Origin of the sequence: Chloroflexus sp., from assembly GCF_034435895.1 — a bacterium.
Classification (GTDB): domain Bacteria; phylum Chloroflexota; class Chloroflexia; order Chloroflexales; family Chloroflexaceae; genus Chloroflexus.
Genome location: NZ_DAOTWH010000283.1, coordinates 1 through 13,212, shown reverse-complemented (window position 1 = coordinate 13,212; position 13,212 = coordinate 1). Strand labels below are relative to the sequence as shown.

The window sequence follows — 13,212 nt, the reverse complement described above, 5'->3', positions numbered from 1 at the left end:
CACGGCCACCGCAGCCAGCAGCGCCCGCGCGGTCGGCAGCGCCGCCCGACCGCTCCACGTGTTGGTCACCGGGTCGTAAGCCTCGACTAGGTTGCTGACGCCGATGGTGTAGCCGCCGATGGCGTAGATCTTGCCATCCACCGTCGCGGCCGCCAGCGAGTTGCGGCCGGTTGAAAGGCTGGCGGCCGACTGCCAAGTATTCGTCCACGGCGCATAGGCCTCCACCGCTGCCGTCGGGCCGGTGTTTGTCCACCCACCGATGGCGAACACCCGGCCGTCCGGCAACGCGGCCGCCGCTAGGTAGCCGCGCGCTGTCGGCAACCCGGCGCGGGATTCCCAATGGAAGAGGCAGGCGTCCACGAGCGCATCGGCCGCCGCAATCACGAACGCCGCGCTGGCGCACTCCTGAACGCCCATCCACAGAACGATTGCCGCCACCACTAGGCGGTAGTTCAACCTAGTCCAGCGCGACATCAAGGATCACCTCCTAACGTAACACCAACGGCACAAAGACGTTGCGCCGCGTCCCAATCATGAAACTGGTGGTGTACGGCGCCGCCAGCGCGTTGCCGGCCCGATCCTTCACCCCGGTCGTCACGCTCAGGCGGTAGACCCCATTGCTCAGCAGGCTACGCGGCGTCACCACGATGTGATACCCGCCGCTATCGAAGCCAACGCTCGCCGCCACTGGCGTGCCGTCACGGGTGAGCGTGACGGTGGTCGTCGTCAGCGTCGTCACATCGAGCAGTTCCGAGACGCTGACCAAGATTACCGGCCCATACGCCGCCCCTTGCGTATCGGTGTAGATCAAGGTGGACGTGAGACCGGTCGCGCCATCGGCAATGTTGCTGCCCAGCACTCGCGGCGCCGTCGTATCGCCCTGAGGCAGCACCGTGATCGTCACCTGCGCCGACCGGCTGGTTGACGTGCCGTTGCTCACGCGGAAGGTAAACCCATCCGTGCCGGTGAAATCCGCCGCCGGCGTGTAGGTGAGGTTGGGCGCCGTGCCGCTGAGCGTGCCGCCGCGTGGCTGCTCGACGACCTCGTAGGTCAGGGGCAAGCCACTGACCTCGCGCCCGCTCAAGGTAATTGCTAGCGGGGTCATATACGGCGTCGTTAGGCTTTGCGGCGTCGCCACCAGCGGCGCCACCAGATTCACCCACGTGTTGGTCGGCGTCTCTTCCGGCACGCTGGGGAAGTAGACCACCGCTTGGTTGGCGACCACCGTCCCCGACGCCAACCCCTCGCGCAGGCGCACGGTGTAGGTAATGATCCCTTGCGAATCAGCCGCCCCCTTCGGGCCGAGTTCGCCGATCGTCCACACCAGTTCACGCGTGGCCTGCAGATACGTCCCAGTGCGATTAACGAACGTGACCGTGCTCGCATCAAGCGCGTCGGGCAGTTGATTGACCACATACACCCCGTAGGCCCGCCCATCGCCTTCGTTCTCGTAGCGGATGGTGTAGGTGATGGTCTGGCCGGGCAACAGATCGCCGGCTGGCCCGGTGATGTCGTTGGGGTCTTTGGCCACGCGGAGACGCAGATCGCTGCAGCGCGTCCTGCCGGACGCACACAGATCCGCTTGCCCGCGCTCGATTGTAGCCGCCTGCACCGCCAGCGTCTGGATATTGGCTTGCTGGATGCCTGCCCGTTCTTCGCACGCCACGCATCCCGAACCCGGCCCAATCCCCGCCACACAGCGGGTGCCGTAGGCTACACAAACTTCGAATTGATCGGGAACCCACGCACCAATCGCGTTACATTTTTCACGATAGCAGGTACTGGTCAGATCGCTAAGCAACCCCCCGCTGTACCGCACCTGACCCGCCGTACAACAATGGGTAGCCGGATCCGATGCGCACGCGGTCGGGCAATCGTAGACCAACTCTTTTGCAGTACTAACGGTATCCCACACCTCATAGGCCGTGCCCAGCCATCCAGTCCCACCACTAAAGAAACCGAAGGCCGTCCAGCTCATGATCCGCGCGCTCTTTTTCAGGATAAACTCCCAGCTTACGATCTTCACGACACAGTTGCGGATACAGGCGCTCATCGTACACCCCGACGCCAACGTGAGCGAGCCGCCGCTGGCCGAGGCAGACCACGTGCCCCACGTCTCGGCGGTACGAGTCAGAAGATCCATCCGGATCCCGCTGGCACCGTCTTCGACCCGGAATTCGCTGGCGGTGACGGTGTACGTCAGCACCTTGCCGTCATACAGCGCGAGCATGCGCACGGCCCGTTGGGTGCGATTGCCAAAGACCACCCCCAACACGGTCGCACCGTCGCTGCGGCTGACATACGCCGCCCCTTGATACGTATAGCCGGCAGCCACCGCCGTATTGTACGCCGCTTGCAGCGCCGGCGAAGCGGCCAACTGCGCGTTCAATTGACTGGACGTTAACGGCGTGACCGTATCGCGCGTCACCGGCCGGTAAGCAAAATAGGCGTTGCGATCCAACCCGCTCGGATTGTAATGATCAGACGTCACGATGGTCATCGTGCCATCGCGGTAATCGCGCGGCAGCCCCCACACAAACCGCACCTGCAACGACAGCACGCTACTGCTACCTGCTGGCAGATCGCCCAGCTTCCAGAAGACTTGGTCCCGTTCGGGCCAGTAGATGCCGCCGTGACTGCTGGCTATATACTCGGCGGCGCGCGGCAACTGCACGATGATGAGTGCATTCCGCACCGGCTCAGATGAGCCATTCACGTACTGTACTGCGTAATCCACCGTCTTGCCGGGACTAACCAGCTCCGGCCCGCCGGTGACGACCATCAGCTCGCCGGCCACGGCGCCTTCCTGTGGAGAACTCAGCCACGGGTAGAAGAGGATATTGTCGCCGACGTCATCCCCCTGCCCGCCGCGGTTCTGGGTGGCGTGGTACGGCCCGCTGGCATGGCCCCAATAGTTATTGCGCGCATCGAGCACCGGCCCGTTGTTGGCGACCGCCGCTTCCGCCGTATCGTGCAGATGGTTGTACTGGAAGATGTGTGGCGTAGGCACCGTCGCGCTATTGATGAAGTAAACCATCACGCCACGGCTGGCCGAATGGTGAATTTCGCAATTTTGGATATTCATGACTGGCACACCAACGACAGAAGCCCACAGATAAACGCTCGCCTGCGTTCTCCCGCCGCCATACGCCACCTCACAGTGGCGCAGCGTGACCGTCGCCCGCTGCTGAGCTTCGATGCCTTTCCACCATCCCGCGGTTGGGTTGACGGCGGTCAAGATGATCGGTTTCGCAGCCGTGCCCAACGCAATCAGCGACGCTTGATCATTCACCACTAGCCTAGTCGTGTTATCGGTGTTGTACCAGAGTTTATCGAAGCGCAAGACCGTGCCCGGCGCTAGCGAGAGCAGCGCATTGGGAGCAACAGTAATATCAGCGGCGATGCGGACCGGAATGCCGGCGCCGTCAAGATCCCATTGCCGCCCGCTATACACCGTGCAACCGGGAATGGTCAATTCATTAGCGCCGTTGCCAGTAGCGGTCAGGTTGCGCGCCGTGATCGAGCCATTGCAGTACCAGAAGATGGCTGTCCCCGTATTGCCGGTGAGGGTCAGATTCTCTAAGACTGGACTAACGTTATGCTCGTCCCACGCGATACCGGGCTGTTTCCACCTATCAGTGCCGCGTGAACCATTGTTGGCAATCGTCAGATTGCGCAAGGTGGGATTGATTGAGCTATCCGATGTATCAGCATAAAAACCGGCCCACCCGTTGTTCGCCACGCGCCCGCCATCCCACGTCACATTCAGCACACTGCCGCTGGACGCTGTAACGTAAACGCCATACTGGCCGTTGTCGGTCACATCAACGTTGGTCAGCACCGGCGCAATCGTTGCGCCGCTCGGACTTCCCAGATGCAACCCATCATAGAGATTGTGATGGATCCGCGTATTACGCACCTGCGCATCATTGGTACTGATTTCGAGACCGCCCTGACCGTATTGTGAGATGCTGGTAGCATAGCTGATATCTGCGTAATTGAGGCGCAGCGTGCTGCCGTATTGCGCTTGCAAGCCAAGCCACCACCCCGGCGGCGAGGGCAAGTACGGGGATCTAGTAAAGATGATCGGCTGGCTGGCCGTGCCCTCGGCCCGCAACGTGCCGCCGCTGGCGATAGCAATACCGATAGAGCGATCGAACTGCAACGTCGTCCCCGGCGCAACCGTCAACGTGCGCCCCTGCGGTACGATCAACTGGCAGAAGTTAGAGGAGCATGTAACGCCAAACGTCGTGCCGGCCAACGTCACATCTTGGGCCAGATTGCCATTGAAATTGCCAATCGTCACTTCGTTGCGAGTATTGTTGCTGAAGGTCAGATTGGCATAGGTAGGTTGCATATTGATCGACGATTGGCGGATGGCGTAGTAATAATGACTATCATTTATAGTATGATCCGCCACCGTCACCGACTCGATCGTCGGGGTTAACCCGTCGCCATTCAGATAGATTCCCATCCGTCCGCCAGCGCGCACCTCACTGTTCGTCATCGTAAACTGCGCGCCGGCCTTGACTTCGATCTGCGCTTCAGTCCATCCATCAAGATTTATGTTAAATAAATAGCCTCCGGCATAGCGCACCCGCACATAGTCGAGGATGGTCTCGCTGCCGCTCATCAACAATAACCCATACCAATCACCCGGCGCAGGAGTCGTCGCGCTGCCGTCGCCATTGGTATCACCACCCACGCTATCGTCAGCGTAGCTGGTGAAGATGATCGGCTGGCTGGCCGTGCCTCACGCCACGAGCCGGCCATCAACGCGGATGCCTGCTCCACGCGAACCGCCATACGCTGGCGTCCAAAACAATTTCACGATCACCCCCGGCTGGATGGTCAGCGTCGCGCCGGCCTGCACAACCAGCGCGCAGTCATTTAGCAATACGTACACATTGCCGGTTTCCCACGTCGTGTCAGTCGTAATTGGAGTACAGGCCGGAATCACCGCTTGCAGATAGATGCGCCCGGCCGCCGGAGCCACCGGCGCCGCCGGCAACGCGAGCGTAAGCATCAGCAGCAGTGAACTGAGGAATGAGGAACGGAGGACGGGGCGCATCATCTGCTCCTTTCTTGAATGAAGCTGATCAACAGGTAATCAGAGGAGATGATCGGGTAGAGATGGCTCCGGGTCTATAACGATGTTGCAATGATTGTACAGTTGAAGAGCGATAGAATCTGTAGAAATTACCTTTCCTGCTGGTTAACAAACATTATCTATATGGGTTTTGATGAAATATTCTTAATAAAATTGCAATAAACTTTGTGATTTTTTGAACAAAAACTTTTTAATAAAACACTAACAAGATTAAAGAAACGTTCTTAGCGCCACGATTATTAACCGTTTATTCACTACAAAGCGAAGGTCAGTGACCTTCGCTTGGCGGAGAAAAATAAGATCCATCCTGCATACGGCGCTGCTTGGCGCTACACTACGTATAGGATCACATTATCACTGCGAGAGGGTTTGCCTGTGAACCATACACCAACCACCGCCATCTTCCCCACTCTGCCCGCCCGCAACCTCAATGGGCGCGCGCTCACCTTGCCGGCAGACTTCGGCGGCACATTCAACATCGCCATCATCGCGTTTCGCCGCTGGCATCAAGCGCTCATTGACGCTTGGTTTCCGTCCCTCAACCCGCTGCTCGCCGCCTATCCCGCCCTGCGGGCCTATGAACTGCCCATCATTGGGAGGCAATACACCCTTGCCCGCCCCTTCATCGACGGCGGCATGGCATTCGCTATTCCTGATCCGGCAGTGCGCAACCGGACACTGACCGTCTATACTGACGTGCAGCAAGTGGCGGCGACGTTGCAGATTCCTAGCACTGAAACGATTACGCTGTTGTTGGTTGATCGCAGCGGACGCATTTTTTGGCGCGACACCGGCCCCTATACCGCCGAACGAGCGGCGGGGCTTGAGCGAACACTGGCTACCCTGCTGCAATAATGGCTGACCGGGAGATCAAACGCGCTAAGCGATAACCTCCTGCACAATCAGCGCCACGTTGAGCAGCATGATCACCAGCGTCACCACGCTGGCCAGCACCGTCGTCAGCCGCCGATTACGCAGGCTGCCCATGATGCGGTGCTGGCTCGTGAACCTTATCAGGGGGATCAGGGCAAAGGGCAGCGCAAAACTGAGCGCCACTTGGCTCAGCACGAGCGCATTGGCCGGATCAACGCCAAATGCGATCACCAGCATCGCCGGCGCCATCGTGATCAGGCGCCGCAACCACAGCGGCGCATCCCAATGCAAAAACCCTTGCATAATCGCTTGGCCGGCCAAAGTGCCTACCGCCGAAGAGGAAAGCCCCGCCACCAGCAGGGCAATCCCGAAGATCAGGCTCGCCGCCGGGCCAAACAACGGCGTGAGGCTCTGATACGCGCCTTCGATCGTGGCGACATTGTGGAGACCGTGGCGGTAAAAGGCCGTTGCCGCCACAATCAGCATGGCCGCGTTGACCAGACCAGCAATGCCAAGCGCAATCGCAATATCAACCAACTCAAGCCGATAAATCGTGCGGCGCTCGGCATCAGTATGGCCCACAATCCGATGTTGGGTCAGCGCCGAATGGAGAAAGATCGCATGCGGCATCACCGTCGCGCCAAGGATGCCAGCGGCAAGCAGCAAACTCTCCGTCCCGGCCAGTTGCGGCGCCACTATGTGAAACCCGACCTCGGCCCAATCAGGCCGGCCAAACACGAGTTCAGCCACATAACACACGGCGACCACCGCCAGCAACGCCGAAATCACCGCTTCGAGATGCCGGAAACCGCGCCGCTCGAGGCTGATAATCAACCTCGTCACAATCGCCGTCAGCACCCCGCCCCAGAGCAGCGGCAAGCCAAACAGCAACTGAAACCCGATCGCCGCCCCGATAAACTCAGCCAGATCGGTCGCCATCGCTGCCAGCTCGCTCACCACCCACATCAACCACACTACTGGCGGCGGGAAATGCTCGCGGGACAACTCGGCCAGACTATAGCCAGTCGCAATGCCAATCTTCGCCGCCAACGCTTGGATCAGCATCGCCGACAAATTGCTAGCGACGACCACCCACAACAGCATGGTGCCGAAACGAGCGCCGGCTTGCACCGCTGTCGCGATATTGCCCGGATCAATGTACGCAATCGAGACCACAAACGCTGGTCCCAAAAAGGGCAAGAGCCGCGCCAACAACCGGCGGTGCGGCTGCGGTGCAGCCAGCGTATCGCTAGGTTGATCTGCGTAGGTGAGCGATTCCATGCCGCTAAGCTCACACCAATCGCTTTTGTCTACTCTCTTAGGTAATCACCAGTTTTTATTTTAGGATTACCTAAATCCTATTTCGATTGTACCTCAACAAAGTTGATCAGTCAAGTATCATGCAGTCAGAGAGAGGGCAACCTGCGCTCAGCCATCGTATCCGCCTGAGCGGGAGATTGCTGCGGGCACTTCGCCCCCTCGCAATGACAAGGGGGTATCCGCCCTCGCAATGACAAGGGGGTATCCGCCCTCGCAATGACAACAGGGCACGCACCCCTGCTCCCCGTCTGTCATTGCGAGCCGCCGTCAGGCGGCGAAGCAATCCCCTCCGAGCACGGGAGCAATGCCTGCACGCACTGGCCCGCCTGAGCGGGAGATTGCTGCGGGCACTTCGCCCCCTCGCAATGACAAGGGGGTATCTGCCCTCACAATGACAACAAGGCACGCACCCCCGCGCCCCGCCTGTCATTGCGAGCCGCGCTGCACGCGGCGAAGCAATCACCCCGAGCACGGGAGCAATGCCTGCACGCACTCGCATCCGCCTGAGCAGGGGATTGCTGCGGGCGCTTCGCCCCCTCGCAATGACAAGGGGGTACGCTGCCCTCGCCTCACCGCAAGAATGGGGGTACGTTTGTTACCGCAGGGGCACTGAGGCCGCCGCGGTTCATCCCCATCTCCAGAACCTCTTTGCGCACTCTGCGTCCTTCGCGCCTTTGCGTTTTTCCCCTCTGCGTCTTTGCTCGCTTTGCGCCTTTGAACACCAAAAAGGCGAGAGTCGTCTGACCCTCGCCCTTTCGGATCTGGCGCCCCCGGCGCGACTCGAACGCGCGACACGCAGTTTAGGAAACTGCTGCTCTATCCCCTGAGCTACGAGGGCAATGCAGGCTCGAGTCTACCATACTCTGGATTGCTGTGCAAGAGAGGTCACACCAGCGCCAAGCTCACCGCTACGGTCAAGATCGTTACTGGCAAACCCACCTTCAGATACGCGCCGAAGCTCACCCGCACCCCCCAGCGCGCCGCGAGTTCGGCCATGATCAGGTTGGCGACCGAGCCGAGTAGGGTGAGGTTGCCGGCCAGCGTGGCGGTGGCGGCGAGCGTGAGCCATGCCCGCTGTTGGTCGGCAAAGGCCGGGATTAAGCCTTGCAACAGTAACACTGCTGGTACGTTGCTGATCAGGTTCGAGAGCACGACCGATATCAACCCGAACGGCACCATCCCGGCTTGGGCGAGCGGGGCCAAGGCCGTGAAGAGCTGGGATGTCCAGCCTTGGGTTTCGAGGGCATGGGTGACGACGAAGAGGCCGGCGAAGAAGGTTAAGAGGCCCCAGTCAATCGTTTTGAAGACTCGTTCGGGCCGGATACGGCGGGTGGCGAGCAGCGCGCCGGCGGCGACAAAGGCCGCTACCGGTACCGGTACCCCAACCAGAAAGGCAATTAGCATCAGCGTGATCACCAGCGCTGCTTTGCGCAGCAATGGCCGGTAGACCCGCGTGCGCAAGACGTTGGGCGTCTCCAGTGCCCCGCTGCGGAATTCGTCGCGATACACGAGCATGACGATCACCCAACAGATAACGAGGCCGATCAAGGCGGTTGGCGTGAGCGCAGCAGCAAAATCGAGATAAGGGATGTTGGATGCGTTGCCGATAATGATGTTTTGCGGGTTGCCGGTGATGGTGGCGGTGGAGCCGATGTTAGCCGCGACTGCCAGCCCGATCAGGTAAGGCAGCGGATCGCGCCGGAGGGCGCGGGTGACATCGAGCACGATCGGCGTCATCATGAGCACGATGGTGTCGTTGAGGAACAGCGCCGAGAGCACGCCGCTCGCGCCGATGACCAGCGCCAACAACGAGCGCGGGCCGCGGGCGAATTGCACCACGCGCTGGGTGACGACGCCGAAAAAGCCGGCGAGAAAGAGGCTACCGTTGATGACCATCATGCTAAACAGCAACAAGAGGGTGTCGAAATCGAGCGCCTTGTATGCCTGTTCCAACGACATCGCGCCGATGCCGAGCAGCAGCGCCGCGCCGATCACGGTGATCGTCGTTCGATCGGCGCGCAGCAATGGCCAACGCCCAACCGCGACCCCAAAGATGGTCGCGGCGACGATCAGCAAGGTCAGTACTGAGATGATGGTGTCCATTCGGGGTGTTACTTACAGTTCGCTCAATAGTGGTTTTCTCATAGCAAACTCGCCCGCCCCCTTCAGAGGCGGGCTATGCATACGAAGGCCGCTGAGAAGTTGTGTGCTTAATTGAGACAACGTTAGCTCACGCGAGAAGGATATGTTAGGCGTCACTCCATAGCAGGCGGCAGTTCCACTGCCGCACTCCATAACACGCGGCAGAATCACTGCTGCACGCCATCCTACCAAACTTCAATCATCAACGCGATAACCCAACTGCCGGCTACACGCCAATGCCGCTTCGCGCACCCGCGGCCCCAACGCTTCGGCCCGCTTCCGGTTGAGCCGGATCGAGGGACCGGATAAGCTAATCGCCCCTACAACCTGCCCGCGCCGGTCGAAGATCGGCGCTGCGACGCAGCACACCCCTGCCTCACGCTCTTCGTCGTCGAGGGCAAAGCCGCGTTCGCGCGCCGTAACCAGCTCGACGCGCAGGCGGTCGCGGTCGGTGATGGTCTTGGTTGTCCACTGCTCAAAGCGGCCACTCGCCAGATACTGTTCGAGTTCGGCAACTGGCAATGCCGCCAAGATCGCTTTACCGCCGCCGGTGCAGTACAACGGCGCGCGCTGACCAACTTCGGTAAACATCCGCACCATGTGCGGGCTTGGGATCTGTTCTTGATAAACTGCCGCATCGCCTTGGCGAATGATCAAATTGCTCGTCTCGCCGGTCTCGGCGGTCAGTTTGGCCAGCTCGGCCCGCGCAATCCGGATCAGATCGAACCGCCGGCTCTGGGCGGCGCGGGCAGCAATTTCTAACAGCCGCGGCCCCGGCCCGTAGCGCCGCGTGCTTGCCTCTTGCGCCACATAGCCTCTCGCCGCTAAACTAGAGAGCAGGCGATGAACGGTCGCTAACGGCAGATCGAGCCGCTCGCTCAATTCCGAAACACTTAGATCATCATCAGCTAGCGCAAGCGCTTCTAACACATCAAAGGCGCGATCGATCGACTGTACCATACCCATTCCGGCATCTAAAAAGATTTTCCATGGTAGTGTAAGGGAAAGTGGCGTTTTTTGCCAGTTGGATTGCTCACCCGGCGCCTCCCCCCAGCGGGGGGAGGTTGGGAGGGTGGCCTTTGACAACGACATGGCGCAGAAAACGCTGAGGGTTGCAGAAAGCGCCTATTGAAGGCCACAATCCTCTGCGCCCTCCGCGTCCTCTGCGGTGAGCCGATCAACAAAACTATGACGACCAACCCCAACCTAACCGACGGCCTCGGCTCCACTGCCGAACGCAAAGCGCGGCTGCGCAGCGCGCCGCTGCCCGGCCCCCACAACGCGCTCTGGTACTTTCCGCAGTTGGCCGGCGGCTACCCACGGATTATCCGCAACGCTGCCCTGATTCAATTAGCCCGCTACACGCCGAGCATCCCGCTCAAGAACGCGATCTACCGCCTGCTCGGCGTCAAGGTCGCTCCGCATGCCAGCGTCGGCCTAATGGTGATGTTTGATATTTTCTTCCCGCAAGATATCACCCTCGGCGAAAATTGCGTCATCGGGTACAATACAACCATTCTGTGCCACGAGGTGACCCGCCACGAATGGAAGCGCGGCCCCGTGGTGATTGGCCCTGACGTCACGATCGGCGCCAATTGCACCATTCTGCCGGGGGTCATCATCGGCGCCGGTGCGACCGTTTCAGCCATGAGTTTGGTAAACCGCGACGTACCGCCGGGAGCGTTCGTTGGCGGCGTCCCCATCCGGCGGTTGGATCGTTGACGACCGTACCGCCGCCGGCGTGCGGCCCCATACAGTAGAGCTGCACGGCCGTGCGGCTCCAGAACGATCAATTGCAGAGGACCACATGCGCCACATTCGCCCATTTATCGACTTGATATATGCATTCATCACCGGCCACCCGTTCATTTTCTGGACATGCATGGCCCTCAATCTGTTTGGCGTCGTGTGGGGCGGCATCGTCTGGTACGGGCCGATGCTGGTCTCTTCGCCGCCATGGGCTTGGATCTTTATTCCTGACTGCCCAGCCGCGGCGCTCTACGCCACCATTGCCTTCATCTTGATCCGCTATGGTCGCGCTGTGCCGTGGTTTACCGCCTTCGCCGCCTTCGCCTGCATCAAATACGGCCTATGGACGCTCGCCTTCTGGTCGCGCCACTGGCTCGGCGCTGGCGTGATCGAACCGCTGGAACTGATGCTGTTCGTGTCGCACATTGGCTTGACGTGTGAGGGTATCTTGCTGGCAACCCGTATTGGCCCCCTTGGGATGGGCGCTCGCGCTGCGGTGGCCGCTTTCTTTAGCCTGTCAATCTTCGTTGACTATGGCCTCGGCTTCCACCCGCCGCTGACGTGGGTGGTCACGCCATCCTTCGCGATGTGGACGGCGGTCCTTTTGACGAGTGTGCTGGGCTTCTGGCTGACCCGCCCGTCAGTGGTGGTGGCGCAGCAGATCGAAGCGCGCGGCTTGCAACTGGGGCAACGAATAAACGAATGGAGAAACGAATAAACGAATGGAGGTGGAAGGGGCGTTTTATACACTTTATTCGTTTATTCGTGCTAACATTCGTTGTAATTCAGGCCGGCGGAGCTTACCTGCCGCTGTGCGCGGCAGTTCATCGACAAACACGATCGCGCGCGGCGCTTTGTAGCCGGCCAGCCGCGCGCGGCAGTGCGCAATCAGCTCCTCGCTCGTTACTGGCTGGCGCACCACCACCGCCGCGACCGGTCGCTGGCCCCATTCAGGGTCGGGCACACCCACTACTCCCGCCTCGGCGACCGCCGGGTGGCTGAGCAGCACCGCCTCGACTTCGGCAGGATAGATGTTCTCGCCGCCGGCGATAATCAGATCGCTGCGCCGGTCAACCACGTAGAGGTAGCCTTCCGCATCGAGATAGCCCAAATCGCCGGTGGGCAGCCATTCGTCAGACTGGCGCGGCGGCCTGCTCACATACCCCGGCGAGATCGTTGGCCCGCGCAGACAGATTTCACCCACTTCTCCCGGCGCTGCATCGTGGCCAGCTGGCGTTACGATCCGCAGCTCGACCGGCAACAACGGTTTGCCCGCCGAACCGAGCCGCTGTAAGGCTTCGGCAGGGGCAAGCGTCGCCGCTTGCGAGGCCGCTTCGGTCATACCGTAGGTCTGCGTCACTGGGATGCCCCGCATTGCGCATTGCTCAAGCAACGCGAGCGGAGCCGGGCCGCCGCCGAGCAAGACGCAGCGCAGGTGCGGCGGGAATGGCGCGGGGTCAACCGCGAGCAACCGCTGCAACATCACTGCCACCAGCGAGACAATGGTTACGCGCTGCGCAGCCAGATCGCGCCGAACCAACACCGGATCAAACCGTTCGTGCAAGATGACCGGGATGCCGTAAATCACCCCGCGCAGCAAGATGCTCAGGCCGCCGACGTGGAAGAGCGGCAGCACGGCTAGCCAGCGGTCGTCGTCGCACAAACCGAGGTTGAGCATGGAGCCGATCGCGTTCCACCAGTGGTTGCCGGCGGTGAGAATCGCGCCTTTGGGCCGCCCAGTAGTGCCCGACGTGTAGATGATCGTATGCGGCGCGCTCAGGTTGATTGGCGAAGCCAGCGGCGGCGGCGCATCGGCAGGAGCAGCCAGTTCCTCCAGCGTGATGATGGGTGTTTCCCCCGCCGCCTCGCGCGCCGTCGCCACCAGTTCATCTTCAGCGATCAGCAGGGCCGGCCCGCTGTCGCGCACTTGAAAGGCCAGCTCAGCGGCGGTGAGCCGGGTATTGAGCAGCACCAGCGTCACGCCAGCGCGCGGCGCGGCATGCACCACCGCCGCATAC

At 60.9% G+C, this 13,212-nt stretch carries 9 protein-coding genes, 1 tRNA gene and 1 pseudogene; 3 read left to right on the top strand and 8 right to left on the bottom strand.

The annotated features are described in order from the left end of the window. The 3 genes and pseudogenes from U9R81_RS15970 to U9R81_RS15960 all read right to left on the bottom strand — a co-directional run. Window positions 1-474: pseudogene (locus U9R81_RS15970) on the bottom strand (kelch repeat-containing protein); the annotation flags it as partial. Window positions 475-487: 13 nt separating this feature from the next. Then, window positions 488-4,705: a right-handed parallel beta-helix repeat-containing protein gene (locus U9R81_RS15965; protein WP_322496421.1), complete on the bottom strand. Its 4,218-nt coding sequence runs from the start codon at window positions 4,703-4,705 to the stop codon at window positions 488-490. A 48-nt stretch (window positions 4,706-4,753) separates the two neighbouring features. Then, window positions 4,754-5,074 (bottom strand): hypothetical protein, encoded by a 321-nt coding sequence (locus U9R81_RS15960; RefSeq protein WP_322496420.1) that lies wholly within the window; start codon window positions 5,072-5,074, stop codon window positions 4,754-4,756. A gap of 411 nt (window positions 5,075-5,485) precedes the next feature. Here U9R81_RS15960 and U9R81_RS15955 point away from each other — a divergent pair, with 411 nt between their 5' ends. Continuing rightward, window positions 5,486-5,965 (top strand): hypothetical protein, encoded by a 480-nt coding sequence (locus U9R81_RS15955; protein WP_322496419.1) that lies wholly within the window; start codon window positions 5,486-5,488, stop codon window positions 5,963-5,965. Window positions 5,966-5,989: 24 nt separating this feature from the next. Here U9R81_RS15955 and U9R81_RS15950 read toward each other — a convergent pair whose 3' ends face one another. From U9R81_RS15950 to U9R81_RS15935, 4 genes are all read right to left on the bottom strand, one after another. After that, a complete protein-coding gene (locus U9R81_RS15950) occupies window positions 5,990-7,264 on the bottom strand; it encodes an Nramp family divalent metal transporter (protein ID WP_322496418.1) in 1,275 nt (424 codons plus the stop codon). An 801-nt stretch (window positions 7,265-8,065) separates the two neighbouring features. Continuing rightward, window positions 8,066-8,141 (bottom strand) — tRNA-Arg (locus U9R81_RS15945). Window positions 8,142-8,188: 47 nt separating this feature from the next. Next, entirely contained in the window at window positions 8,189-9,406 is a 1,218-nt protein-coding gene (locus tag U9R81_RS15940) for an anion transporter (protein ID WP_322496417.1), read from the bottom strand. Between the two features lie 234 nt (window positions 9,407-9,640). Further along, on the bottom strand, window positions 9,641-10,405 hold the full coding sequence (locus U9R81_RS15935) for an IclR family transcriptional regulator (RefSeq protein WP_322496416.1): 765 nt from the start codon (window positions 10,403-10,405) through the stop codon (window positions 9,641-9,643). Between the two features lie 228 nt (window positions 10,406-10,633). Here U9R81_RS15935 and U9R81_RS15930 point away from each other — a divergent pair, with 228 nt between their 5' ends. Both U9R81_RS15930 and U9R81_RS15925 read left to right on the top strand, forming a co-directional pair. Then, the gene (locus U9R81_RS15930) at window positions 10,634-11,167 is read left to right on the top strand and encodes an acyltransferase (protein WP_322496415.1); all 534 of its coding nucleotides are present in this window, start codon (window positions 10,634-10,636) and stop codon (window positions 11,165-11,167) included. Window positions 11,168-11,252: 85 nt separating this feature from the next. Further along, entirely contained in the window at window positions 11,253-11,912 is a 660-nt protein-coding gene (locus U9R81_RS15925) for a DUF1405 domain-containing protein (RefSeq protein ID WP_322496414.1), read from the top strand. A gap of 33 nt (window positions 11,913-11,945) precedes the next feature. On the opposite strand, the gene menE is transcribed toward U9R81_RS15925, so the two are convergent. Further along, window positions 11,946-13,212: o-succinylbenzoate--CoA ligase (gene menE, locus U9R81_RS15920; protein ID WP_322496413.1), on the bottom strand; the 1,267-nt coding region annotated here is incomplete at its 5' end.

Coding starts and splice junctions, on each gene's coding strand:
- U9R81_RS15960 (WP_322496420.1), bottom strand. CDS start 5,074: ATGATGCGCCCCGTCCTCCGTTCCTCATTCCTCAGTTCACTGCTGCTG.
- U9R81_RS15950 (WP_322496418.1), bottom strand. CDS start 7,264: ATGGAATCGCTCACCTACGCAGATCAACCTAGCGATACGCTGGCTGCA.
- U9R81_RS15940 (WP_322496417.1), bottom strand. CDS start 9,406: ATGGACACCATCATCTCAGTACTGACCTTGCTGATCGTCGCCGCGACC.
- U9R81_RS15935 (WP_322496416.1), bottom strand. CDS start 10,405: ATGGTACAGTCGATCGATCGCGCCTTTGATGTGTTAGAAGCGCTTGCG.
- U9R81_RS15930 (WP_322496415.1), top strand. CDS start 10,634: ATGACGACCAACCCCAACCTAACCGACGGCCTCGGCTCCACTGCCGAA.
- U9R81_RS15925 (WP_322496414.1), top strand. CDS start 11,253: ATGCGCCACATTCGCCCATTTATCGACTTGATATATGCATTCATCACC.